Raw genomic sequence first — 25,295 nt, forward strand, 5'->3', positions numbered from 1 at the left:
GTTCACCTCAATAAAGTTGTTATAGAATAATCATGAAATTGGTTTTCCACTACTACAAAGGTAGTTCATTTTATAAAATCCACCATGAGTTAATACTTTTAATGGAGAGTATATATACGCATTTAAATAAATATTAAGTTTTCTTGATTGCATATACAAAATTCAAATTAATTTTAATTCTGTGGAGCTAAATGTTGAAAAATGCTATCGGCGATAGCGGCCCAGTTGGCTGACTGTTTTGCATTGTTCATTGCTTCTGAATATGGTTGGTAGGTGCACTTAATTTGCGTGATGGCATTTAAGAAGTTTTCTGCAATGTTTGTGTCGCAGGATACTAGGATGCCACCACCTTCAGGAGTTTGTTCAGGCAAATCGCCAACGCTTGTTGCAATAATCGGTTTGCCAAATGCTAAGGCCAGTTTCAATACACCACTTGTTGAACCTTCTAAATAAGGTAGTGCGACTATGTCACAAGCCGAGAAATAATTCTCTACGTTTTCAAATTCGATTCGTGAGTCGTGAATAATTACATTTGGTAAGGTGCGTGCAGCATCTAATTCATCAGAGTATTTTTGTCCATGTTTCGAAAGATCATTTTTACCCGCGATTAAAAACTTTATTTCTGGCTGATTACACATTTTCGCCATCGCTAAAAACTCCATTAATCCTTTTCTAGGTTCCAAGTGACCGAAAAAAAGAACAATAAAATCATCAGATACTAACTGGCCAATTTTTTTACGAGCATTTAATTGAGTTATGTTAGTTAAATTGAATATGTCGTAAACACCATGCGGTACGATCAAAATATCTTTAGTGATTTTTAATTGATTGAGAAGTATTCGGTTCGCAGCTTCTGAATGAGCAATAACTTTATCAAAAGATCGATAATAAAACCCAAACTCAAATATGCTCCATTTGCGTGGGTAATGTGGCAAAACATCATGAACAGTTATAGCCGTTTTAATGCCAAATAAACGTATTAGTCTAACAACTAAAGCATCAATAAGAGGGAATTTTATTGGCCCTTGAAATATTATCCAATCTGGTTTTCTGGTGATCACCCCAAATAAAAATTTGAAAATATCAATAGGGTATTGGCGACTTCGGCGAAAGACGCGCTCTATTTTGAAACCCATATTATTAAATGTGTTGGGGAGTGACTGCGCAGAAACAACTCGTATTTGCGCATGATTAATTAATGCGCGAGCAAGTGAAATGGCGTAGTCAGTTAACCCAGAATTGCCTGTAAAACTAACGATCTCAATTTTCATGAATTGTTCGGCCTATATTTTTTATGATCTAAGTACCAAAATTTGAAAGGCAACTTAAGGCTTCCTTGGGCCAGATTGCATCAACAGTCCATCGACTAGTGCGGTGAAAGTAGTGTTGGCTAGTACATGCTCTTTTTGATAAATCAGCCGCAACCATTCTCTGATAACACGTAGTAATGCAACTGGTATCAACCAAGGCATTCTTAGCATGTAAAATCGTATTAAATTGCGGTTAAGATAATACTGTGACAGAGCTGACCGCTTGGCACGGCTCGCTGTGCCAATTGATCCGCCTTCTTTGTGATAAACAATACTATCAAGCGCCATAGCGATTTTCCATTTTGGCTTAGCACGTACCGCCCAATCAATTTCTTCGAAATATAGAAAATAGCTTTCTTCCATTAAGCCCACGTCGCGCAAAAATTCAGATCTTACAAATAAGGATGCGCCAGAGATATAAGTGAGAGCGTCTTTTGCTGGTTCCACTACTCTGATATCGTCGGTCGATAGACCCTGACCGAGCTGGTTACCTCGACCCAGCAAAAAATTAAACTGAACGCCACCAATGGCCTGCACTACTGTACGGTCATCGTAATAAATGAGCATGGAGCCGCACATACCAACTCCGACATCCTGAGCCATACACTGTTCGAGTGTCACTAAGGCTGCTGGATCGACTATTGTGTCATTATTTAACAACCAGACATACTCGCAACCAGCCTGTAATGCCAATCGAATTCCTAAATTATTGCCTGCCGCAAAACCACCATTACTTGACGATTGAATGTATATATATTCAGAATTTTTAAATTCGCGATGAAAGCTTCCAATATCTACTTCATTGATTATGGCATCGATATGTGCGCTGGGATTATGGGTAGATATCCATTCTAGTAATTTGGCACGTGAGTCGTCTGTAGAGGCATTATCTACCACCACTATGGCAAAATCTTGGCGTTCAAGGGAGCGCAGACTTTCCAGACATTCCAGAGAGTCCTTCCAGCCATTCCAATTTAGGATAATGATCGCAATCCGTTTGTTCATGAGCAATACACCAATTCAAATTAGCTAGATATGGTTGAAGTGGGAGGGGGGTATTTAGAGTCATTTCTAGATGTGTTAGAAAATGCAGCTAATGCAGCTCCACTAAGAATAAATGTAAAAAACATGTTATAAGGCATCCACAATACAGTGTGGGTTAGCGTTGTCACAATCAGGCATCCTAATATTGCAGCAAAATATTGGGGGAGGTGGGGGGTACCATTGATTAAACGGTTGAATATGACCCACATTGGATAAATTAAACACGCTAAAAGCAATAAAATTGCGGGCACTCCGCTTTCAATAGCAATTGCCAAGAAGTAATTATCAAGCGTACGAACGCCCGACCCCGTCAGGATGCCAGCAACCATACCGCCTGTTCCAGGTCCAGTCCCTAATAAAGGGTATTGTTCAATACTGGGTATGCCAAGTTTGAGCATTTGTACACGAGCCGCTGTGCTGGTCACTTCACTCTTGGATTTGCCTTGTGACAGTAGTGTTACTGCAGGTAGAGCGATAGCAAGTGCGGCGATGAGTGTCATTATGAATGACAGTTTTCGTAAGGCCGATTTGCCACTTGTTATTTGTTGTTTAGGTGAAAAAAACCATAGCATGCTTACCATGCTACCACCCGCGGCAACTGTGACGAGTGCACTGCGCGATCCTGATAAAAAGGCAGCAGCGATGGCGCCAATCAACGTAATTGTTCCCAGCACCCGGAAAGCCAGTGATTTATTAGTCCATAACATGGCTGCCAAGCCAAAACATACTGCCATGGCAGAAAATTCGGCTAATAGTAAAGGATGCTCAAATGTGCTTTGTGATCTGAAGAATCCATCACGCAGACGAGACAAGGTAAGCGCAGCTTGAAAATCAGCAAAGTCTTTCCCGCTGGGAATAAATTGCAGCAGGATGTTTTTTTTCATTATCCATTCGATGCCTGCATAGCCAGATATCAAGATCGCGAGCACCATAAAGACAGTCATGACCCAGCCGTGTAAGCTTGGGCGACTGAAAAATAATGCACCTACAAAAAACATGCTGTAGTAGTACAGTATTTCCCAGAAAACTTGCACCAGCGACTCAATCGGTGAAGGGGAAACGAAACATGATGCGATACGCCAAATGGCATAGGCGGTGACTAGTAAGCTACCTGTGCGTAATGGACCGATATTCTCTTTAAATAGGGAGCGATATATATCTTTACGAGAGATTAAGAAGAAAAACATGGCGGCTAAACTTAAGCCCGCGACGATTCTACGTGCATCAATCGCGGGAAACTCTCCAATTTTAATAATCATATAGGTAGGCCATAAGGCCATGGTGCCAAGCAATATGGCCAGCCAAACTTTGAGGAATCCATCACTTAATGGTTTGTCGGTCTGGCTAAGGAAGGCCATTGCAATTGTAATAAGGAGCAGCGGGATAAGTAATAATTTTGCGGCAAAAACTGGGGTCGCTGCAGTTAATGCGCCAGCAATAAATAGTGCAAAACCGATGAAGCCAAATAATGCTATTTTGAAAAGTAATGACTGTGATTTGTTGGCTTCTGAATATTTGGAGTTCATGAGTATTTACCAATCATGCAGAGCACAATATAGTCTTCATATTTCTGTAAAAGTGTATTTGCAGTTTGATTGCCCTCTGCAACCTGATTTTTCAATAATTCCCTTTTATCGTAGCCTTCCATGATTGTCTTGAATGCAGTGGCAGTATCCATTGATTTGCCATCCGCGATCCATGGGTAGTTGAGCGATGAGAAAAGGCCATTAAATTTACGGCTATAAGCGAGTGGGACAACTGGAACGCCAGTGGAAAAAGCTGCGATGCAGGCATGCATGCGTGCACCCGTCATGAAGTCCATGCCCGAAATGAATGATTTAGCTTCGCTTGGGCTGTTAAAGTCAGGTGCACGCTGTGCACTTGGAAACTCGGTCAATAATGCATCAATTGCGATTCGATCATCTTCGACGGGCAGGTCATCTGGAATAACATGGGGAATCAGCCATACCTCATTTTGCGGGTCGTTAGTCCATTCGCGTAATAATTCGCGAATGAGTGCTGGATAATCTAGCGTTAATCCAAACTGGTTGTTTTCTGTGTATCCACCCGAGAACAGCAGCCCTGAAACATTTACGCCAATATGTACCTTGTTATTTGTATGATGCTCTGGGCGAGTAAATGGCAGGCGAAATGCAACGTCAATTACTTCAGTGGTATTTCCCCTAACACCGTTTTTTGTAAGGTAGCTCGATGATAGTCCATCTCGGGCAAAGACCTGATTGCAACGTTGCATTACCGCGATAGCCAGTTTGCGAGGTAACCAGTGATCAAACGGCCCTATTGTTTGGGGGCTGAGTATTAGGGGTTTATGTTTTGCTAATACGGCGATTTTGCTGACGATTAAGAAAATAAATCGCTTGATGCCGTAAATGTCGGCAAAACTATCACCTTCACCTATGTCTAATATCAGATCGCATTGATCGAGTTCTTTGAGAAATGGTGAGTTTCCACGCATCATCTGCTTGATTGAAATACGGCTACCTATACGGACAGAAATGCCTTGGGGCACATAATGCTTACCGCCCGTTGTGCCAAATATTAAGTAATTTACATCGACTCCTGCGCGAACGGCTGCGGCTTGGCATATTGCAATTTGTGATTCTGTTAATGCGCCAACGCCAAGATTGTCTGAAGAGATGGAGTGCCAGAGCAGTCCGATAGTAATTTTCGTTTTAGGTATTGTTGTTTGGCTCACTGTACTTCTCCATTTGCCCGACGATATGTGCCAATGGCATTGCGAATAAAATTCATGGGTGCTGCACTCGTAGATGCTCGTAGTAGACTTAGATTTCGATATGTTGGCGCAATGCCTAGCGCAAAGCGGGTGGCAAGTGTTCTTGCCAGTGCTACTTGTTTGCGTTGTACTTGATAAGGTTGCATTTTGGCAATTTCGTCGATTTCGAGATTGTTGATTTGGATCGTATTATTTGCCAGGGCATCTGCAATGAGTGTTTCCCCTGTATCTGTTCTCGATAATAATAAACTACGACCATCACGTTCGGTGAAATCGGGGTATCCATCTTTACCGTACCATGCATCGGCACAGACTATATCAGCAAACTCTCCTGTTCCATCTGGACAAATTTTGCAACGAAACTGAAGGTGCCGATTCAAGATAGTCCCCCATGACGTGTTGTAATCCATTTCGAATGTCTGGCCATCTTTTTGTACTGCACGCGCCATACCTGGCCAACCATCACCACGATAACGGAAACTGGATAATTTTGTACTATCAGTACCGAGCTTCTCCAATACTTCGTATGTGCCCTTCATGCTGGGGATGCCAGCGCACATAAATGAGAGCATGTAGGGTATTTGTGTTTTGATTTCTTTGTTTAATTCTGAATATCTGCGTAATGCCGCAACGTCACATGGTTTGCCAACAAAGGCAAATTTTTGGCTTGTTGCAAGTAAATCTCGCAGAGTGCGTAATGGAGCAGAAGGTGCGTAACGCGAACCAGCTGCCCGTAATACATCTGCTCGGTTGCGACTGATTTGCAGTTCATTAGCGAGAGGGTTTTGCTGGCTGGTGGCAATTTGTGCTACAAAGTCAATCTTGCCAGATTCCAATAAGTGAATTAAAAGCGCAGAGATGACGCCGCCAGAGGAGCCTTGTTTTCTGGTTTCTGGGTCGGTTGCAAATCCTGTTCGCACTTTGACTAAGGGCCCCCAAATCGGATGGTAGCCTTTGATGCCAGCAGGATGTTGTACTGTTACTCCTGGGCATACTTCTGCAATTTTATTTTCGGTTGCTGATGACAAGGTCTCAAGTGTGCGTGGTCGCAAGTAACCTGATGCGTTTAGTTCTACTTGAATCTGCCCTTTGGGCGCAATCGACTCACATAGCCCACAACCTGTGCACAAGCCATTTTTTGTGATGGTGTCGATTAACCCGTCAGTAGGTGAGTTTGGCTTTAGTTTCATTTCGCTTGTGCGGCTCAATTAAAATGTAAAAATGGGAAGAAGGCGCCACAGCTAACAAAAGCAATGAGTGTATTGCTGCGGGTAGGGCGTACAAATTTGATAGAGGCTACAAAATAAACAATGGCTAGCAGTAGGTTTCCAATGGTGAGGGATAGTATCCAACCAATATCGCCATATTGAGGGATGAGCACCGTTGCTATTGTTAAGATGATGATCCATTGCGCTGCATTAATTTTAGCGCGGAATTTTTGGCGCCCTGCTGAAGTAAGCATGATGCCGAATGCTGATGCGAGGAACCTTACGAAAAACAATAATCCAAACCATGGCAATAAGTTAACCAAGTCATTGAATTGTTCGCCGAATAGTAAATAAACAATCGGTTTGGCACCTATTGCCAATATGAGACCGAATAAAGCACCTACGGTAATAAATGCTGTTTGTAAACGCTGCCCTTCATGTTGTAGTTGAGTTGCATTATGGATGACACCAGAAATGCGGGGTATGAATACGTTGCTCAATACATTAGCTGCCTGAGCGCCACCGAGAACCAGGCGCATACCAGCCTGGTATAAACCCACTGCAGCAGGTCCTAAATAAAAGTTAAGCACTACGCTATCAATTTGCCCAAATAAACTTTGCAATGCGAAATCTACTGCATAGGATAAGCCTAGGCGTAATTGGTGTATTGCGCGGTGTAACGGGGCAGGGCGTAGATTCGCAAAGTATTGTGCTTGATCCCACCAAGTTAATGTGAGTACCCCTATGCGCGATATAAGAAAGCCTAAAGCGGCGGCTAATACGCTTGGTGCATACCAGACGCTGGCGGCAATGATGGTAAATTGCATTGCTGATGCAATAGTGGCAATGCGTGTTTCCGCCGCATACCGATTGGTGGCGCGATAACCTACGTTTAAGAAATCTGTTACCGAGTCAATTAACAATGCGAGCATGATGGTGAGGAATACCCATCGGTTGGTTGCTGCGATAAACGGCATTGCGCAGAGTGCGGCTAATATCAATATGCCAGATATGAGTATTTTGGCGGACAGCACCTCGCTCATTAGCGTATGTGCTGTATCAGGTTTGACACCGATTTCACGTAGTAAGTAGGGGCTAAATCCATAATTGGCTATTAAGCCCAACAGTGTGGCAATAGATAACCAAACCATGAATAAACCAAATGAAGCGGGACCGAGCAGTCTTGCGAGGATGGAGAAAGTCAGCAGTCCAAAGACTAAGCGGATAGCGGTGCTCGACCCCATGAAGAATATATTCTTCATGTTATCCCGCCTGACCTGGGTTATGCCCAATAAAACGGTCGCGGTCTTTAAGCGCTATGCCGTCTACTAATGCATTGATGAAGGTATCTTGCAGGGCAAAAGCTTGATTGGAGTTCGTGTCAATAGATGAAACTCGGAATAGCATGCCATCTGGTATTTTCCCCGTTAGGCCATATTTGAGTTGGGCTAATTTCCATTTCAGGCTCTCTAGTGCAATTTGATCACCTACGGTAATCCAGTAAGTGACTGGCTCCACTCTTTCACCTAGTGAAGTAACCAGACGTTTGACAGGGATGTCTCTTTTATCTTGGGTTAGGTGTAGTGTTCCCGTGTTCATGTGCAACACTTGAAAACCTTGAGCAGGGTAGCAAATCTCTGGTTTGTGAACTTGCATTTCATCGCGTTGATTGCCGCCATAGGCTAGGGAGAGCATGATTTGCTCGCCCTTCGTATTCACGTAGGTGCGTGATAATGTTTGTTGATAGATTTTGTCGAGGTTAGCTTGCACTGCTGGGTTTACTGCAATGACGTCAAGCTCTTGCAGTTGATGCCAGTCCCCAAACTGCTTAGGTATCATGGTTTCTAAATCAATCTTGGGGGCTGTTGCAGCAGTGAGTCTAGTGGGTGTTAACACTATGGACAACAGTGCAGCAGCTACCATGCATAGTCCGATTATCCAGGATTTGAGTGGGATGGTTTTCATGCGCTATGCTTTCTGGTCGTGAAGAGTAGCGCCAATATTGCATCCCATAGCATGAAGCTCAGTAGTGCAACGATGAATAAGACTATACCTGCAAAACCGTGAATAAAGCCTTGACCTGCTTCATCACCCCAGTGGTATGTGACCAGTGTAAGAATAATGACGCGCACAACATTGGCGGCAAAGGCGATGGGCAAAATGCTGGCAAGTATTAAGCCGTTTCTGAACCAGTTGCGATATTGCATCATGTATAGATACAGAAACCCTAACGCGCTCAGCGAGAACATGGAGTTGAGTCCTGAGCAGGCATCTGCGACTAATAGCTGATAGTAGCCAATCGAGAGTATCACGCCATTACGGGCGATGGGGTAATTGAAGTAATACAGTATGTTTTCTACTGCGATGGAGACATACTGTTTTAGCGGGCCAGTCAGTGCGTCGATTAGCGAGCCAGGCAATGGAATCATGAACAGTATAAATGCAATTGGAAACCAGAAACTGCGTAGTCCAGCTATCCCTCGCGTGATGAGCAACATGCCTGTGAGGATAGGAATTAGCCCGCCGACTTCAAATATGTAGATGCTTTGCGAGCGACCTAATGCATAGAGCAGTAAACCTATGGCTAAGATGGTGCTGCCAGTGATGGGAGATGTAGATTTGGCTGGCTGGATGAGTACATCACGTTTTAACCAAAAGTAATACAACACTACTGCCAGAATTAATGGGCCGTGACCTTGTTCCTCGGTATCCCATAATGTGGTTGCGAGTTCGTAAAAAGTGGGCATCAATAATGCTGCCAACCCGATGATAATTGGTAGCCAAACCAGCGCAATGTTCAGATTTCTGTTAACTGGTGATGGTGTCGGGTTGGCAGTGGTCATGTCTAGGCTTCGTTGAATACAGTGCCGATAAGGTGTGCACTGGTGCCATTGAGGGTGTTGCGGATTAGTTCTAGATCACGATGCCTAGTGCTGTCTTGCCGTGCGACGATGATGCTGGCTTCACTAATGATGGCGAGGCTGGCGCTTTCGGCGTGTATGTTAAACGCAGGGGTGTCAAACAGGATGGTGTCGAAATGCTGACTTAGTTCATTGAGTAGCTTAGCGTTCAAGCCGCGTGCGATAAGTTCAGCAGGGTTGGGTGGAAGCGCTCCGCTTGGCAATACGGATAACCCTGCTAATGCGTCCATTTTGACTATGCTGGTCAGGTCACCACGACCAGCTAGCAGACTGGTTAAACCCGCATGATTATTCAGATTGAATATTTCGTGCTGGCGTGGGTTGTGCAAGTTGGCATCTATTAACAGGGTGCGTTGCCCTAGCTGGGCGTAAGTTACCGCAAGGTTGGCTGCTACATAACTTGCACCCGCTCCACTGTTAGCCCCCAATATCGAGAGTGTTTTTTTGCCATGACTAAACCAGCGGGACATGAGCTGGTTGCGCAGGACGCGTATCTTTTCTGCGGGCTGGGTAAATGGCCGATAGGCGCAAACGAGCTCGCTGCTGTAACCCCCCTCGCCTGGTAGCAGGTAGGTGAAATCAAATTGGTCAGCGAGGATACGGCGAATGTCATCGTCAGTGACTAAGCCTAATTTAATCGCAGCTTCACCGAATCTGAGTGAGTCGGATTGTTGTAGTGCGATGATTTTGGCTACGTCGGGTACGCTGATTTTACCTGCGCGCATCAGCAGGTTGCCAATGGAGTCGTCGGCTGCGGCTGTCTGTGGCTGGATGTTGGTTAGGGTCGTGATCATATTTGTTCTCCAGATTTAATTCAGTTGTGCTTGTTGGCGATTGAATAAACCCAGTAGTCGTTTAGGTTTTTGCGGCTGGATGCTGTTGAGCGTGACCAGTACGGGGAGATCAAGTACATCGGTGAGGTCGCTGTCTGTACGCACGCGACGATCCAGCATTTCTGCTACTAAAGTAAGCGCCAAGCCTAGGAAGCTACCCATGAACAGTGCCAGTATGGCAATAATAATGATGCTTTTGCTGGCGGGTTTGGTTGGCATAGTTGCCGGATTAAGCAAGGAAATGTTGGTCTGGTTGGTTTGGCTGGCCATGCGAGTTTCGGTGGCGCGTTGCAATGCCATGTCATAGGCTTTTTGTGCACTTTCTACGTCTTGCACGAGTATGGCACCTGCATCACGGTTCTGTTTGAGCGCGAGCAGTTTTTCTTTCTGGCTGGCCAGTGAGCCACGAAGATCAGCTTCACGTTGCTGGGCAACACGCATACTGGTGTTGATGCTTTGTTGGGCATTACGCGTTTCTATTGCGAGTTGTTCATGTAGCGCACTGACTTCAGCGGTGGCGCGTTGATAGTCTGGGTGATTTTTCCCTACACTGCGCGAGAGCTGATCCAGCTTGGCTTCCGCTGTGGCGATTTGGGTGCGCAGTGATTGAATAACGGGGTTGTTCATGACGTCAGACAGTTGGTCACCTGAGCGACTGTTGCGTGAGCTGCTGTCGAAAGTCTGATCTTGTGCTGCGGTGAGTTGCGTGGCTGTGCCTGCTAAGCGTGAGCTTTCAACGTCCAGTTTCTCATCTACATTGACGATGCCTTTGCTTTGCTGATAGTCAGATAATGATTTTTGTGCCGTTACAAGTTTAGTACGCAGTTCGTTTAATTGGGATTCATACCATTTGTTGGTTTGAGCGGCGGGCGCAGTTTGTAGCTCGAGGTTGGTTTGAATGTAGGCTTTAACAAATGCGTTAGCAATAACCATGGCTGACTCTGCATCGGTAGATTTGTATGCTACGTCGATGAGATTGCTTTCACGTGATGGAGTAATGTTTAGATCCTTGAGTAGTGCGTCTGCGAGCCAGTCGCGTATGCTTCCTGCACCGTGGGTATCATTCATGAATTCTTGTTTGGCTTGCGGATCTGTTGTGAACTTGAGGTCATCAACAACTTTGAGCGCGACATTGTGGCTGCCAATGACATCCACTTGGGTTGCAATATAGCCAGGCATGAGCTGGGGTGAGAGCATAGCACCTGTCACCGTGTCGGGCTGATTGGCATCGACAAGTACACTAGCCGTAGCCACGTAGGATGGCGGCAGTATGCTTTTGATAGCAATGGCAGACAGCAATGTCACTGCTATGGTGGTTAGCAGGATTTTTTTGCGCGCCAGTAGGACTCTTAAAAAACTGATCATGTTCATGGTGTTTACCTTTGTGCCTGTGCGATTAGAACAAGCTTTCTTTTACATAAATAACGTCGTCTGGCTGTACGGTCGCCATGGCGTCAGCCGGAATAACAACGGGTTTGCCATTATCATCTTCACGCCGTATCTGTACGCCGCGCTCGGTGCCGCGCAGGGTGATGCCACCACCTAGCGAGATGGCTTGCATGATGTTCATGTTTTTCTCCAGGCGATAGGCACCGGGTTTTTGTACTTCACCGTAGATGTAGAAAACCTCAGCGCGTGGAACGTAGAGGATGTCGTCGTCAGCAATGGTGTAGTTGAGATCCAGCTTGCCGCCTTTGAATAAGGCCAGGGTGTTAATCGGGGTTTGCTGGAGTTTGCCATCGACTTTGTGAATAAGGATGATGTTGTCTGAGCCAAGTGGGCTGATGCCGCCCGCGAGGGCTAACAGGTCAGAGACATTGCTGGTGGATTCCAGTGCGTACTTGCCGGGCTTGTTGACTTGGCCAAGGACAGAAATTTGTTTGCTGCGATATTGTTGGACGATGAGGTTGATGTGCGGATTGATGATAAAGCCGCCTTTCACCAGTGCACTCTCTATGCGCTTTTGAGCCGCGCTAGTAGTGAGGCCCGCAACGGGTGTTGCACCGATGAGGGGTACAGACAGGTTCCCGTCCTCGTCGATTTGTGCGGCATCGACCAGTAAGTCAGGATGGTCGTAAACGGTGATGTGAACGACGTCGCCTGCACCTAAGAGGTATTCTTTTGCATGTGCGGGCAGCGTGAATGTTAATAACGCTAGCATAAGGAAATAAAACAGTTTACGCATGATGTTCTCCATCGTGGTGAGGTTGCTTGAGGTTATAAGATTAGAAAGCATTATTCAGGCCCAACATGACACTGTTGTAACGGTAGCTATCAAGCGCGGCGTTAGAATGGCGGACGCCGCGTTCAGCAATGAGGTCAATCTTGGTTTTGCGAAATAGTTGATAACCTAAATCCAGGCTGGCGGTGGTGAGCTCATCTGTACGAATAGGAGTGCTTTGAAAATCGATGGTTTCATGTTTACCTAATAATGTGGCGGTAACTTTATCTGTGGCTAACCATATGGCCTGGGCGGAAACACCCTGGGTAACGTCATAGCTGGAAGTGCTGGTGATGTAGGTATTGAGGTCACGGTAAATAGTGAGGTTCAGTGTGGTTTTGCTGGTTGCAAACCAGTCTGCTGCTATTCGACCAGTGACACCTGCATAGTCGTTTTGTTGGCTATTAGGATAGTCGCGCTTGGTGTAATTGAGTCTTCCGCTTAATTTGGTTTTGCCTGTGGCGATCCAGTCAAATGTGACGCCGTTGTCGTATTGGGTGTAGGTGTACAGGTTGGTCAATTGTTCAGGATAGTTGCCGTTACTGACTTTGCTAAGAAAGTCGAATGTGCTGCCTTTGGGTGTGATGTAACGAAAGCCTGCGTTGTAGCTGTCTATATTGATATCGTTGTATTGTTGGCTATTTGGTGGCGTGGTGTAACTATTGATTGTGTGAGTCGTGTCTGCACCTAACTTGATTTGCCAGCGGTTGTTGATTTTGACGAAGCTATTTATAAATGCTGTGCGGGTGGTGAGCAAGTTCGCAAGGGGCTTTTTTGTGTAAAGAAACGGTGCGAGGGTTAGTTTGTCTGATACGCCAACGTCACCTTGTAATATGCTATCTACCAACCAGTCCCATTTCAATGCAAGGTCATGCCCTGTGTAATTCATGCCGGTATAAGTGTTGAAATTGACCTGGCTGATTTCAGCGTGGCCGCTAATTACCTGACGACTGAGCTGCCAGTTCATATTCACCCCAGCCGCATAGGCTTGATAGGTTTCTGACATGTTGGTGGTGCCAAGATTAGCAAGCGCTGCCTGATCGTTTTGCAGCAGGAATAAGTTGCTGTTGTAGGCAGTTGCTGCGCTGACGTAGGGTGAAAAGGTGTTGCTCAGATCGGCATGTGCCATTGCGCTGATGCTCATGAAGCCGATTGCGTATAGGGTTTTTTGTACTGGTTTATGCATTGCGTTGGTATATGTCTTCGTAGCGAACAATATCGTCTTCACCCAGGTAGGCGCCTGATTGCACTTCTATCAGGTGCAATGCGACTTTGCCCGGGTTTTCCAGTCTATGTTTGCTGCCAAGTGGGATGTAAGTTGATTGATTTTCTGTGAGGATGATGGATTCTTCATCACGCACTACTATGGCGGTGCCTGAGACCACTACCCAGTGCTCTGCACGATGATGGTGCATTTGTAGCGATAGTTTGGCGCCTGGATTGACCATGATGCGTTTGACCTGGAAGCGGTCGCCACTGTCTATGCCCTCATACCAGCCCCACGGACGATAGACGCGTTCATGATAGAGATGCTCATTGCGTTTGAGGGCTTTGAGTTGGTCTACGATGAGTTTGACATCCTGGGCGCGATCTTTGGGGGCGACTAATACGGCGTCGGCTGTTTCTATTATCATTAGGTCATCGACGCCCAGCGCAACCACTAATCTGGATTCGGCACGGATGAGGTTGCGATTTGCGTCTTCGGTGATAACGTCACCACGGATGGCGTTGTGCTGTGTGTCTTTGGCGCTGGCTTCCCATACGGCGCTCCATGCACCTATGTCACTCCAGTCTATATCGGCTGGGATGACGGCGGCTTTGGTGGTGCGCTCCATGACGGCATAGTCTATTGAGTCTGCCGGGCATGCGCTGAAAGCGGCAGGGTCGAGGCGGATAAAATCCAGATCGTTTTTGGCGAGCTCCAGTGCCTGAATGCAGGCGTCGAGTATGTCAGGACTCAGTCGACGCAGTTCGCTGATCAGGTCGTCGGCACGGAACAGGAACATGCCGCTGTTCCAGTAATATTCACCGCTGGCGACATATTGTTCGGCAATTTCGCGGGCTGGCTTCTCTACAAAAGCTTGAACCTGGTAGGCGTGGTCGGTAATGGCTGTGCCTTGTTGTATGTAGCCAAACCCTGTTTCAGGGGTGTGAGCAACGATGCCGAATGTGGTGAGATAACCTTGCTGGGCGACAGTTGCGGCGTGCTCTACGGCAAGGGCAAATGCGGCTGGGTCGCCGATAAGGTGGTCCGCAGGCAATACCAGCATGAGTGCATCAGGATCGGTGCGCTGCAACATGAGTGCGGCGACAGCGATGGCAGGTGCGGTATTGCGACCAACGGGTTCCAGCACGATACCCTGGGCGGCAACATCGATGGCGCGAAGCTGCTCGGCGATCATGAAGCGGTGTTCTTGATTGCAAATAACCAGTGGTGCTGCGACATTGGGGAGTGAGGCGACGCGTTGTACGGTTTCTTGCAGCATGGTTTGTGCTGATAGCAATGGCAACAGTTGTTTAGGCATTGCTGCGCGCGAGAGCGGCCACAGTCGTGTGCCTGAGCCACCTGATAAAATAACGGGATAAATCTTAGGGATTGTCATTTTTTCCTTGTTTTGCCTTGTTTCACTATGTCGCACAGTCTAAATCAAACTTTTTCATACTGTTGTGCGGTAACGCACAAACAATTGCATATCTAAATGCTAACCTGAGTTATCTAAGCTAAATCTATGCCACGTAATTTGGTTCGTGAGTTGTCAGTCGAACTAAGATTTGTGACGTAAGTATAAAATGAAGCAATTGTATCTTTTTTTTCTTACAATTATATGGCTAAATACTAATACGTTAATATGCTCATGTGTATATTAGCAGTTTTGTATGACATTTTGAGTGTCGTATTTTGAGTATGCTCGTTTATTTGTCATACTTTTTGCTTAGTATATTGGGATAAGCGATAAGCAAGTTAGTGAAATACATGTTGGATGCTGGGGCAATGAGGCTTTAGTGTGCGGTTTTTGAAATGGTTAGATGAGATTGGTCGGTTATTGCGATGCGAGGCTGGCAAATTTTCTAAAGGTGTAATTTATGATAGTGACTAGTTATGAGCACCCAGCGCTGGGTCTGGCTAAGCGTCTGGTGAATCCACTGGTGATTTTTGTTTCGTTGATGATTTCGGTTGCTGTTGTTGCGCCACCCTTTAGTGATATGGATTTGTTGCTGGGGGTGCTGGCTTTTTTTGTGGGCTCCGAGGTGTTTGACGGGTACAAGTTTTTTGAGGTGGAAGGCTCATCGTTGGGGCATACGCATCACTATGTGATGGATTTGTTAGTGGCCTGGTTCTTAACTATATTGATTTTGGGTGGTTTGGTATATGTCACTAATTTATATATTTGGTATTCCCCTGAGATTTTGGGAGTGTGGGCGCTGTTGGCATTGGTGATGTTGTATGTGAGTCAGTTCGCTGTGCGGACTTATTTGACTGGCCTACGTAAGAAGGGCGAGATACGCCGAGCCGTTATTGTGGGCGCCACTGAGGTCGGTTGTCTATTGGCTAATCGTATCCATCAGCAGCATAGTCTGATGACGCGAGTTGATGCATTCTTTGATGATCGTGTGGATGATAGATCCGATCAGCGCCTGGTAGCCGCTGTGACGGGTGGGTTGAAAGAAGTGGCGGATTATGTTGACAAGAATAATATAGATTTGGTGTATATCACGTTGCCTATGCTCAATCAGCCTCGGGTGATAGAACTGGTGAACTCGTTGCGTGATACCACTGCGTCCATTTACTTTGTGCCAGATGTGTTTATTTTTGATCTGGTGCAGGCGCGACTGGAAAGTGTGAATGGTGTGCCAGTCATTGCGGTGTTCGAGTCTCCTCTGGTTGGCATCAATGCGGTGCATAAAAGGATCTTTGATGTGCTGGCATCGGCTTCGATACTGTTGATGATTTCACCCATACTGTTGGTGATTGCGGCTTTAGTGAAATTGACTTCCAAAGGGCCGGTTTTCTTCAAACAGCGTCGTTATGGCATGGATGGTGAGGAGATTTTTGTCTATAAATTCAGGTCTATGACTGTTACTGAAGATGGGGCAACGGTGACACAAGCGACCAAAAATGATGCGCGTGTGACCCCGCTTGGTGCATTTTTGCGTAAATCATCACTGGATGAGTTGCCGCAACTCATCAATGTGTTGCTGGGTTCCATGAGTATAGTCGGCCCGCGCCCGCATGCAGTTGCACATAATGAGCATTACCGTAAGCTGATCCATGGCTATATGTGGCGGCATAAAGTGAAGCCCGGTATTACCGGCTGGGCGCAGGTTAACGGATTTCGTGGCGAAACCGATACCATTGATAAAATGGAGGGTCGCGTGCTACACGATATTACTTATTTGAAGAATTGGTCGATAGGGCTGGATATATCCATCATGCTTAAAACGGTTAAATTGGTGTTTAAGGATACGCAGGCTTATTAGTCTCAGTTGGCTTGGTAATGTGCGTTTGTGTTGAGTAGATGTGGACTGCATTTCTTCTTACGAACTTTTGTGATGAAAGTGCGTCTATGTAATGGGCGTGTAAAGCTGAACTGGTGGTAGTGTTTGTTCTGTCATCAATATTTAATATTCTAGGAGGCATTCTGTAGGGTCTCCTGCCGTAGTATCTAATATATATAAATTGATAAACTTCTTGCATTTGTAATGCTTTTTGATTGTCATAATAAAGCAGATAGGGATACTGCCTTGTATTATATTTCGTATTTTATTGTGTTTTTTAACTATTTTTAAAGGAAATTAAATGAAACTTATTAAATTGATTAGCATTGCTGCATTGTTAAACGTTGGGTTCGTAGTTGGTGCTCAGGCTATGGAAATTCATGAAGGGCATCATTTTGGCCATCATTTCGAACACCATTTTGGTCATAACGTACCTGCTGTACCTGAAGCGGATACCTGGGCGATGATGGCAGTTGGTCTGGGTTTGGTCGGTTTGCGTTTACGTCGTAAAAACAAAGACGCCGTTAAGTAAGCAATAACTGAAGTAGTAATTTAAAAAAACGAGGTTATGCCTCGTTTTTTTACGTCCATGGTGGGTTTTTTTGTAGATTCTGTAGTTTTTGTCTGTCTTTTTTATAAAGATAATATGGAGAAATGAACGGAATTGATGCATACGTCGACTTGTTTTGGTGCGTTTTCAGACTTTATAGATGTGGGTGGTGTGGCGATATGGGAGATATAAGGCATGTGCGATAAATAGGGTGTGAGTTTGTCTTGCAGTGCAAGATAGGCTTGTTTGCTGGAGTGTAGCCAATATAGTAGATTGCAATAAGGTTTTCAGGATGTGTTTATTAGCTAACATTATGCTTTATAACAGAAACTTAAAATAAGCTTCATAAATATGGCATATAAAATGCTTATCATTGAGTGGGGCGTTTAGATGCCATTAAGTTGCTCCAGTATTTATTTTCGTAAATTTTTCAAGGAGAAATATCATGAAATTAGTTAAAGCCGCTGGTGCTGTTTTATTGTTGAGTTTGGGTCTTACTGCCGCTGCTCATGCAGTTGAGTTTGATGGTCCTCATGGCCCAAAATTTTGCCCTCCTCCTATCCCAGCTGTTCCAGAAGCAGATACATGGGCGATGATGGCAGTGGGTCTGGGTTTGGTTGGTTTGCGTTTGCGTCGTAAAAACAAGTCAGATGCTGCTGCATAAGTTGTTGCTGTATATTTAAGTAAAAAGACGAGGTTAAGCCTCGTTTTTTTACGCCATATGTAAATTTTTCTCGCTGTTGTTACAGTGTTTGTCGTTTTCGTTGTAAGTGTGATGCGTAAAAATGTACGGAAATGATGCATGCAATGACATGGTTTGGTGCATTTTCTGACATTTTGCTTACTTGCTTTTGCGGTGTTATAGGTATGTAAGTGATATTCGTTAAATTTAATGTATTTTTGGCTCACAAGTCGAAGATGCCCTAATTTACTGATATGTAGCCAAGTTGGCAGTTTGAAAAATAGTGTTCCTGATGTGTTGATAAGCTAATATTTTGTTTTATATAGGAAACTTAAAATACCCTTCATTAATTTGGCATATAAAATGCTTATCATTGAGTGGGGCGTTAAAAAGATATAGGCAGCTCCGTTGTTTATTTTTTCAAATTTTCAAGGAGATTGATCATGAAAGCGATTCAAACTGTAAAGTTGTTGGGTGTGGCAGCAGTTTTGGCATTGGGTGTTGCTGGTAATGCAAGTGCTACAACATATGTAGGTTCTAAGTATGTTGTGACTGGTATAGGTACAGGTTCTGGTACTTGGTATAAAGTGCCTGCTGTACCAGAAGCTGAAACATGGGCGATGATGGCTGTGGGTCTGGGTTTGGTGGGTATGCGTTTACGTCGTAAAAACAAATCTGATGCTGCTGAATAAATTGTTGCTGGGTGGTTAAGTAAAAGGACGAGGTTAAGCCTCGTTTTTTTACGTCTGGTGATAGTTGGTTTGTGGAGGTATTGTGGTATTTGTTGGGCGGATTGTATGGAAGAGTGATCAGAACTGATGCATGTCATGACATGTTTTGGTGCGTTTTCTGACATTGTTCTGACTAATTTTGTGGTGCTATACGTGGGTAAGTCATATTTGATAAATATTGTGTATATTTGTCGTGAAAGTCGAAGATGGCTTATTTTACTGATGTTGCAGCCAATTTCATGATGCGTTATTGGCTAACATTTTGCTTTATATAACAAACTTCAAATAAGCTTCATTAATCTGGCATATAAAATGCTTATCATGAAGTGGGGCATTTAAAAGGTTTGGGTAGCTCCATTGTTTATTTTTGCGAATTTTCAAGGAGATTTATCATGAAATTTGTTAAAGCTATTGGTGCTATTTTATTGCTGAGTTTGGGTCTTGCCGCTACTGCTCACGCAGTTGATTTTGATGATCATCATGGCCCAAAATTCTGCCCACCTCCTATCCCAGCTGTACCTGAAGCTGATACATGGGCGATGATGGCAGTGGGTCTTGGCTTGGTTGGTTTGCGTTTGCGTCGTAAGAACAAATAATTGTGTTGTTGTTTGCTAAATTGCACATCGTGCTGCGGGTATGATGTGCAAAAATGCTCTTGGTTTTTTGTAGTTGATACTCTTTAATTAGTATTTAATAAATATTTAATATTGTAAGCGTTGTTCTGTAGTTGTGAGTGTAGTATCATCCGAGCATGAATAAGTTGATGTGCTTCCGTATTTATTTCGGCTTATGCAAGATAAAAGCAGTATCAGTAGATGTTGTTAGTTTAGTTAATTGCACGTAATTTAAGTTGTTCCACTTTTTATCATTATTTTTAGAGGCTAGTTAAAATGAAATTGTTAAATACCGTTAAATTGTTAGGCGCTGTTGCTGTTGTTGCTTTCGCAGGTAACGCAGCAGCTTCTGTAACCGTTACTGGTTCACATGGCAGCACCATATTCTCTGCACACTACCCACACATCACTCACGTACCAGCTGTTCCAGAAGCTGATACATGGGCGATGATGGCTGTTGGTTTGGGTTTGGTTGGTATGCGTTTACGTCGTAAAAACAAAAACGCTGCTTAAGTTTTAGCACGTTGGTTTTAAAAAAAGCGAGGTTATCCTCGCTTTTTTTACGCCTGATGTTTGCCTTCCATTAACGGTCGCATGGCCGTGAGTAAGCTGGCGAAGAGTTTTGGATGCGATTTTTCCTGATCGGCGAGCATCAGCTTCAGGCTTTGCCGTTGCTGTGGTTTACTGAAGCAGGCAGGGCAGTTGTCGTGGACGACAGGCAGGTTTGCGCTCTTTGCAAAGTCACTGGTCTGTCGTTCACGTGCATACACTAGTGGCCGGATGATGCGTACGTCGCCTGCGTCGTTGGTGTAGTTGGCTTGCATGGTACGCAGCTTGCCACCAAAAAAGGCAGACATCATGAAAGTTTCCGCCAGATCATCCAGGTGTTGCCCTAGTGCAAGCACGTTGTAATGCTGCTCACGTGCAACGCGGTAGAGTATGCCGCGGCGCATGCGGGAACAATAGGCGCAGTAGGAGTCACCGGTCATACTGGTTTTGGCAGACTCGATGATGGGCTGGCTTTCATAAAAATAGGGCACATTAAGTGTTGCCAGATAAGGTTTGAGCACGCTGGGGTCGAATTCATCCGATTGGGGGTCAACGGTGCAGGCACCTAGTTCAAACTTTATCGGTGCGCGTTTTTGTAAATCCAGCAGTACGTGTAGTAAAGATAATGAATCTTTGCCACCTGATAAGCCGAGCAAAATACGGTCGCCGTTTCTGATCATGTCAAAATCAGCAATCGCTTTGCCTGCAGCAGACAGCAATGAACGCGGTGGTTTGATGGCGATATCACTCATGGAATTGCAATCTGTGCAGGTGTGCATACGTGCCATTTTTTTGTATCAGTTCAGCATGTTTGCCAATTTCAATGATATGACCCTGTTGCATGACAACGATGCGGTCTGCATTTTCTATAGTGGATAAACGATGTGCAATGACTAGCGTGGTGCGGCCTTGCATCAGTGTTTCCAGTGCAGCCTGGACGTGACGCTCTGACTCGGTATCGAGTGCTGAGGTGGCTTCATCCAATATCAACACCGGTGCGTTCTTCAACAATGCACGGGCGATGGCGATGCGTTGGCGTTGTCCGCCTGACAGTTTTACGCCATTCTCCCCGACCATGGTCTGCAAGCCTTGTGGTTGCTCACGGATAAACTCCATGGCATGTGCAGCTTCGGCAGCGCGGATGATATCGGCTTCGGACGCACCAGCTTGCGCACCGTAGGCGATATTGGCGGCCAGCGTATCGTTAAACAGGATGACATCTTGTGACACCATAGCGATATTGGCGCGCAGGCTATCCAGGCGGATGTCAGTGATGTCGTGATTATCCAGCAATATGCGTCCGCTACTCGGCGTATAGAAGCGTGGTATGAGGTTGACCAGACTGGTCTTGCCACTGCCTGATGCGCCTACCAGTGCAATGGTTTCGCCCGGCTGGATGTCTAGGCTGATGTTGTTCAATGCTGGATTAGGTTTGTCGGTGTAGTGCAGGCTGAGATTCTCAAAACGCAGTTCACCACAGGCGCGGGCGATGGTTTGTGTGCCGGTATCAATTTCAGGTACGCTGTCGATCACTTCAAATACGACTTCAGCGGCTGCCAGTCCACGTTGTAGTTGTTCGTTAATGCCGGTTAGCCGTTTTACCGGGCCAAATACCATGAGCATGGCGATCATGTAAGAAACGAAGCCGCCTACCGTCAGCTGGCCACGCAAGGCTTGTTGGGTGGCGATATAAACTACGATAGCAACACCGAATGCGGCGATGAGTTGTACTACTGGGCCATTAGCTGCTGCGGCTGTTACGCCTTTCATGGTGTAGCGGCGGGCGTTGTTGACTGCGCTGGTAAAGCGGCGTGCTTCGTATTCCTGACCGCCAAATATTTTCACAACTTTGTGTGCGCCAACTGATTCTTCTACCACATGGGTGATTTCGCCCAGGTTTTGTTGGGCCTGGCGGTTGATGCTGCGTAACCTGCGGCTGACCTGGCGTATGGTGACGATGGCGACGGGCGCAATGGCGATGATGATGAGGGTGAGCTGCCAGTTCAGCCATAGCAGCCAGCTGAGCAGGCCGATGATGGTGAGCGAATCGCGCACTAGCAGGGTAACAGCACTGGTGGCAGACTGGGTGACTTGGGTGACATTGAACACCACATGCGCAATCAGCGTGCCTGTCGAGCTGTTGTCATAGTATTGCGTTGGCATGGCAATTAGCTTGTTGAACATGGCGGTGCGTAAATCCATCACCAGGCGGCTACCTACCCAGTTCATGGCGTAGGTGCTGGCGAAATCTGCCAGGCCGCGGATGAAAAACAATCCGACCATGAGAATAGGAATAATGCGGATGAAGTCAGGATCTTTACGGACGAAACTGCCATCCAGCAAGGGTTTGAATAGCGCGGGTACCGCAGGCTCTGCTGCTGCCATCACTGCCATGGCCAGCATGGCACCTGCAAACATGCGCCAGTACGGACGCACGTATTGCAGCAGGCGCAGGTAGAGTTCCAGACTTTCGTGTTTAGGATCGGTCACGCGCCAAATACCTGTTTGCTCAAACCCCACTTGTTTGCCAAGGTTTCAGTGGCGTTCTGGATTTCTTCGGTACGGGCTGGATGGTTGTAAAACATGGAGGCAAAATGCGCGAGCGCATCTTCGTTGCCGTATTGCTGGGCGATAGCATGGATGATTTCACCCGCTTCCGCACCGACCACTTCCGCGCCTAACAGTGCACCACTGTCCATGTCGGCAATCAGGCGAACAAAGCCATTGATGTCATCCTGACCCAGTGCGCGCGGGTTGCTTTCAAACGCTGCAAAGCCGACAGCAGGTTCGAGTTCATTATCTTCAGCTTCGTCTTCGTTCATGCCGATACGACCTAATTCGACTGCGGAATACACTAGTTCAGGTACGGCGGCGACATCCTGTTTGCGCGATTTTGGCGCAAGAATGTTCGCAACGGCAACTGAAGCATCTGCCAGCGCCTGATTGGCGGTCATGCGTGAATTGGCTACGTCACCGATGGCATATATGTGCGGGATACTGGTTTGCAGGTAAGCGTTTACTTTCACGTAACCCTTGCTGTCAAGCGCTACGCCAGCGGCTTCAGCATTGAGTGCTTCAGTATGTGGGCGACGACCTGAACCTAGTAATACCCAGTCTACGGTTTCATTGCTGCCATCAGCAAAGCTGAGTTTGACTCCATCTGCCAGCACTTCTACCTGCTGTGCGCGACTGCGGGTGCGCGGGATAATATCGAGTTTAGCGAGCGCCTCGTGCAGGATTTTGAGCGCAGGTGCGGAATACTGGCTGTTGGCCAGTGGCTTGCTGTTGGCGATCCACACGACTTCACAACCGAGCTGTGACAGGATAAAGGCGAATTCAGTGCCGATGACACCACTACCAACAATGGCGACACGTTTGCCAGCAGGAGGTGGGTTATCAAATAAATCGTCGGTAGTGAGTACGCGTCCCGCGGTGAGAGGGTAATTGTCTGGCACGTACGGGCTGGAACCCGTGGCGATGATGATGTTTTTGCCGCTGATGTGTTCGTTAGTGATGGCGATCGTGTTGGCATCGACAAATTGCCCGCTGCCAGTAAATGCACTGATGCCCAGTCGTTTCATGTAATCGGTGTAGCTGTCGCGTACGTTTTCTACGACTTTGTGCTGGTGATCCCAGGCGCCATGGATGTCCGCACTGAGTGTGCCAGTGATGCCGCGTTCGGCAAAATCCTTGCTGTGCGCAACCAGCTGTGCAGTATGGTGCCAGTCTTTTTTGGGTACGCAACCACGATTTAAACAGCAACCGCCCCAATCTGCTTTTTCGATGATGGCGACATTCAAGCCGCGTAATGTAGCTAATACTGCTGCGCGATAACCGCCAGGACCTGAACCGATTACGATGAGATCAAATTGTTGCATGTTGCTTCCTTACGTTAGATAAGGCATAAATAATGCCGCCAGACCGAGAAAAATAAAGAATCCGCCACTGTCAGTGACGGCAGTGAGGAGTACGCTAGAGCCTACCGCAGGGTCACGGCCAAATTTATGCATGATGGCAGGAATGGCGACCCCCATGAAGGCGGCGAGTAATAAATTGAGTGTGAGCGCGCCCATCATGACCACGCCCAGAGCGGGCTTGCCATAGAGCAGGTAGGCGAAGATGCCTACGACGCTTCCCCAAATCAGGCCATTAATGAACGCGACGCCGATTTCCTTACGGAACAGTTTTTTGGCATTGTCCGGGTGTATCTGTCCTAATGCCAAGGCGCGTACTATCATGGTCAGTGTTTGATTGCCCGAGTTGCCGCCGATACCAGCGATGATGGGCATGAGCGCGGCAAGTGCCACCAGCTTTTCTATCGTGCCTTCAAATTCACCTATGACGCGCGAAGCAACAAATGCCGTGACCAGATTAATGGCCAACCACGCCCAACGGTTTTGCACCGATTTCCATACGCTCGCGAAAATATCTTCTTCCTCACGCAAACCCGCAATCGAGAGCATGTCGCTATCGGATTCTTGACGAATATGGTCAACCACCGCATTAACGGTGAGTCGGCCAATCAAGTGTCGATCTGCGTTTATGACAGGGGCCGATACCAGGTCGTAGCGTTCAAACGCGTTTGCCGCGTCAGAGGCGTCATCTTCGGCATGAAATGTAACCACTTCTTCCGCCATGACATCCGCTACTTTTTCATCGGGTTGTCTGAGCAACAGGCGTTGTAACGGCATCACACCCTGCAGCGCGCCATTTCTGTCGACCACAAATAACTTGTCAGTCTGCTCGGGTAATTCGCCTAAGCGGCGTAAATAACGCAGTGCAACTTCCAGCGTGACATCGGCGCGAATAGTCACGATGTCATAATCCATTAGACCACCGACGGTATCTTCCGGGTAGGATAGGGCGGATTGCAGGCGCGCACGTTTTTGCGTATCCAGTGACTCTAGCAAGTCCTGGATAACGTCTTTCGGCAAGTCAGGCGCCAAGTCGGCGATTTCATCAGTGTCCAGCGTTTCCGCAGCAGCCAGCAGTTCATCACTGTCCATCGCCTTGATCAGCGATTCACGAACTGCGTCGGACACTTCGAGCAGGATTTCACCGTCGCGTTCGGCTTTGACTAAATCCCAGACCAGTAGGCGATCATTCAGCGGCAAAGCTTCCAGCACACATGCCACGTCGGCAGAGTGCATGTCATCGAGCAGGGTGTGTAATTCAGTCAGATTTTGCTTGTGGACGAGATTCTCTACCAGATCGCGGCGCGGCATGTCCTGTTTGTGAACAAGGCGTGTAACCAGATCGTGTTTACGCAACAACTCCACCACCCGGTTCAGGTTGTCTTCAGCGCTGTCGTGGGCTTTGTTGCCCGTATCGAAATTATCAGCCATGATGGGTGGAGGGGTAGACGTAAAGTCGTGATTGT

The 25,295-nt window shown here is 46.5% G+C and carries 23 protein-coding genes; 6 read left to right on the forward strand and 17 right to left on the reverse strand.

Features of this window, described 5'->3' with window-relative positions; translation table 11 throughout:
- Window positions 1–173: 173 nt before the first annotated feature.
- From SFSGTM_RS01210 to SFSGTM_RS01270, 13 genes are read right to left on the reverse strand one after another with little or no spacing between them, the layout of a single operon-like run.
- A complete protein-coding gene (locus SFSGTM_RS01210; RefSeq protein ID WP_162083560.1) occupies window positions 174–1,271 on the reverse strand; it encodes a glycosyltransferase family 4 protein in 1,098 nt (365 codons plus the stop codon).
- 54 nt (window positions 1,272–1,325) lie between these two features.
- Window positions 1,326–2,315: a glycosyltransferase family 2 protein gene (locus tag SFSGTM_RS01215; RefSeq protein WP_162083561.1), complete on the reverse strand. Its 990-nt coding sequence runs from the start codon at window positions 2,313–2,315 to the stop codon at window positions 1,326–1,328.
- Window positions 2,316–2,335: 20 nt separating this feature from the next.
- Complete coding sequence (locus tag SFSGTM_RS01220) at window positions 2,336–3,880, reverse strand: O-antigen ligase family protein (RefSeq protein ID WP_162083562.1); 1,545 nt, start codon at window positions 3,878–3,880, stop codon at window positions 2,336–2,338.
- Window positions 3,877–5,070, reverse strand: a complete 1,194-nt coding sequence (locus tag SFSGTM_RS01225; RefSeq protein ID WP_232526018.1) for a polysaccharide pyruvyl transferase family protein — start codon at window positions 5,068–5,070, stop codon at window positions 3,877–3,879. The genes SFSGTM_RS01220 and SFSGTM_RS01225 overlap by 4 nt, the downstream gene beginning before the upstream one ends.
- Complete coding sequence (locus SFSGTM_RS01230) at window positions 5,067–6,299, reverse strand: Coenzyme F420 hydrogenase/dehydrogenase, beta subunit C-terminal domain (protein ID WP_162083563.1); 1,233 nt, start codon at window positions 6,297–6,299, stop codon at window positions 5,067–5,069. Before SFSGTM_RS01230 ends, SFSGTM_RS01225 begins: the two co-directional genes overlap by 4 nt.
- Before the next feature lie 14 nt (window positions 6,300–6,313).
- A complete protein-coding gene (locus tag SFSGTM_RS01235; protein WP_162083564.1) occupies window positions 6,314–7,579 on the reverse strand; it encodes an oligosaccharide flippase family protein in 1,266 nt (421 codons plus the stop codon).
- Between the two features lies 1 nt (window position 7,580).
- Window positions 7,581–8,282 (reverse strand): exosortase-associated protein EpsI, B-type, encoded by a 702-nt coding sequence (epsI, locus tag SFSGTM_RS01240; RefSeq protein ID WP_162083565.1) that lies wholly within the window; start codon window positions 8,280–8,282, stop codon window positions 7,581–7,583.
- On the reverse strand, window positions 8,279–9,160 hold the full coding sequence (gene xrtB, locus SFSGTM_RS01245; RefSeq protein WP_162083566.1) for an exosortase B: 882 nt from the start codon (window positions 9,158–9,160) through the stop codon (window positions 8,279–8,281). The genes epsI and xrtB overlap by 4 nt, the downstream gene beginning before the upstream one ends.
- A gap of 2 nt (window positions 9,161–9,162) precedes the next feature.
- Window positions 9,163–10,032: a polysaccharide biosynthesis tyrosine autokinase gene (locus tag SFSGTM_RS01250; protein WP_162083567.1), complete on the reverse strand. Its 870-nt coding sequence runs from the start codon at window positions 10,030–10,032 to the stop codon at window positions 9,163–9,165.
- A gap of 15 nt (window positions 10,033–10,047) precedes the next feature.
- The gene (gene epsF, locus SFSGTM_RS01255) at window positions 10,048–11,442 is read right to left on the reverse strand and encodes a chain length determinant protein EpsF (RefSeq protein WP_162083568.1); all 1,395 of its coding nucleotides are present in this window, start codon (window positions 11,440–11,442) and stop codon (window positions 10,048–10,050) included.
- A gap of 25 nt (window positions 11,443–11,467) precedes the next feature.
- Window positions 11,468–12,256, reverse strand: coding sequence for a polysaccharide export protein EpsE (epsE, locus tag SFSGTM_RS01260; RefSeq protein WP_162083569.1), 789 nt, complete (start codon window positions 12,254–12,256; stop codon window positions 11,468–11,470).
- 40 nt (window positions 12,257–12,296) lie between these two features.
- Window positions 12,297–13,436 carry an XrtB/PEP-CTERM-associated polysaccharide biosynthesis outer membrane protein EpsL gene (gene epsL, locus SFSGTM_RS01265; RefSeq protein ID WP_162083570.1) on the reverse strand — a complete coding sequence of 380 codons (1,140 nt, stop codon included), beginning with the start codon at window positions 13,434–13,436 and terminating at the stop codon, window positions 12,297–12,299.
- Between the two features lie 34 nt (window positions 13,437–13,470).
- Window positions 13,471–14,895: a mannose-1-phosphate guanylyltransferase/mannose-6-phosphate isomerase gene (locus tag SFSGTM_RS01270; protein WP_162083571.1), complete on the reverse strand. Its 1,425-nt coding sequence runs from the start codon at window positions 14,893–14,895 to the stop codon at window positions 13,471–13,473.
- Window positions 14,896–15,376: 481 nt separating this feature from the next.
- Between SFSGTM_RS01270 and SFSGTM_RS01275 the strand changes: the two genes are divergently transcribed.
- The 6 genes from SFSGTM_RS01275 (at window position 15,377) to SFSGTM_RS01300 (ending at window position 19,879) form a co-directional block, all read left to right on the forward strand.
- A complete protein-coding gene (locus SFSGTM_RS01275; RefSeq protein ID WP_162083572.1) occupies window positions 15,377–16,771 on the forward strand; it encodes an undecaprenyl-phosphate glucose phosphotransferase in 1,395 nt (464 codons plus the stop codon).
- Between the two features lie 319 nt (window positions 16,772–17,090).
- The gene (locus SFSGTM_RS01280; protein ID WP_162083573.1) at window positions 17,091–17,321 is read left to right on the forward strand and encodes a PEP-CTERM sorting domain-containing protein; all 231 of its coding nucleotides are present in this window, start codon (window positions 17,091–17,093) and stop codon (window positions 17,319–17,321) included.
- A gap of 463 nt (window positions 17,322–17,784) precedes the next feature.
- Entirely contained in the window at window positions 17,785–18,003 is a 219-nt protein-coding gene (locus SFSGTM_RS01285; RefSeq protein ID WP_162083574.1) for a PEP-CTERM sorting domain-containing protein, read from the forward strand.
- A 461-nt stretch (window positions 18,004–18,464) separates the two neighbouring features.
- On the forward strand, window positions 18,465–18,713 hold the full coding sequence (locus SFSGTM_RS01290) for a PEP-CTERM sorting domain-containing protein (RefSeq protein WP_162083575.1): 249 nt from the start codon (window positions 18,465–18,467) through the stop codon (window positions 18,711–18,713).
- A 431-nt stretch (window positions 18,714–19,144) separates the two neighbouring features.
- Window positions 19,145–19,348, forward strand: coding sequence for a PEP-CTERM sorting domain-containing protein (locus SFSGTM_RS01295; protein WP_162083576.1), 204 nt, complete (start codon window positions 19,145–19,147; stop codon window positions 19,346–19,348).
- Between the two features lie 294 nt (window positions 19,349–19,642).
- Window positions 19,643–19,879: a PEP-CTERM sorting domain-containing protein gene (locus tag SFSGTM_RS01300; protein ID WP_162083577.1), complete on the forward strand. Its 237-nt coding sequence runs from the start codon at window positions 19,643–19,645 to the stop codon at window positions 19,877–19,879.
- Window positions 19,880–19,926: 47 nt separating this feature from the next.
- Here SFSGTM_RS01300 and SFSGTM_RS01305 read toward each other — a convergent pair whose 3' ends face one another.
- From SFSGTM_RS01305 to mgtE, 4 genes are all read right to left on the reverse strand, one after another.
- Window positions 19,927–20,667, reverse strand: a complete 741-nt coding sequence (locus tag SFSGTM_RS01305; RefSeq protein ID WP_162083578.1) for a PP-loop family protein — start codon at window positions 20,665–20,667, stop codon at window positions 19,927–19,929.
- Window positions 20,660–22,333, reverse strand: coding sequence for a lipid A export permease/ATP-binding protein MsbA (gene msbA / locus SFSGTM_RS01310; protein WP_232526073.1), 1,674 nt, complete (start codon window positions 22,331–22,333; stop codon window positions 20,660–20,662). The genes SFSGTM_RS01305 and msbA overlap by 8 nt, the downstream gene beginning before the upstream one ends.
- A gap of 68 nt (window positions 22,334–22,401) precedes the next feature.
- Window positions 22,402–23,793, reverse strand: a complete 1,392-nt coding sequence (locus tag SFSGTM_RS01315) for a dihydrolipoyl dehydrogenase family protein (RefSeq protein WP_162083579.1) — start codon at window positions 23,791–23,793, stop codon at window positions 22,402–22,404.
- A gap of 9 nt (window positions 23,794–23,802) precedes the next feature.
- A complete protein-coding gene (gene mgtE, locus SFSGTM_RS01320; protein WP_162083580.1) occupies window positions 23,803–25,260 on the reverse strand; it encodes a magnesium transporter in 1,458 nt (485 codons plus the stop codon).
- Between the last annotated feature and the right edge of the window lie 35 nt (window positions 25,261–25,295).

Origin of the sequence: Sulfuriferula nivalis (genome assembly GCF_009937995.1) — a bacterium.
Taxonomy (GTDB): domain Bacteria; phylum Pseudomonadota; class Gammaproteobacteria; order Burkholderiales; family Sulfuriferulaceae; genus Sulfuriferula; species Sulfuriferula nivalis.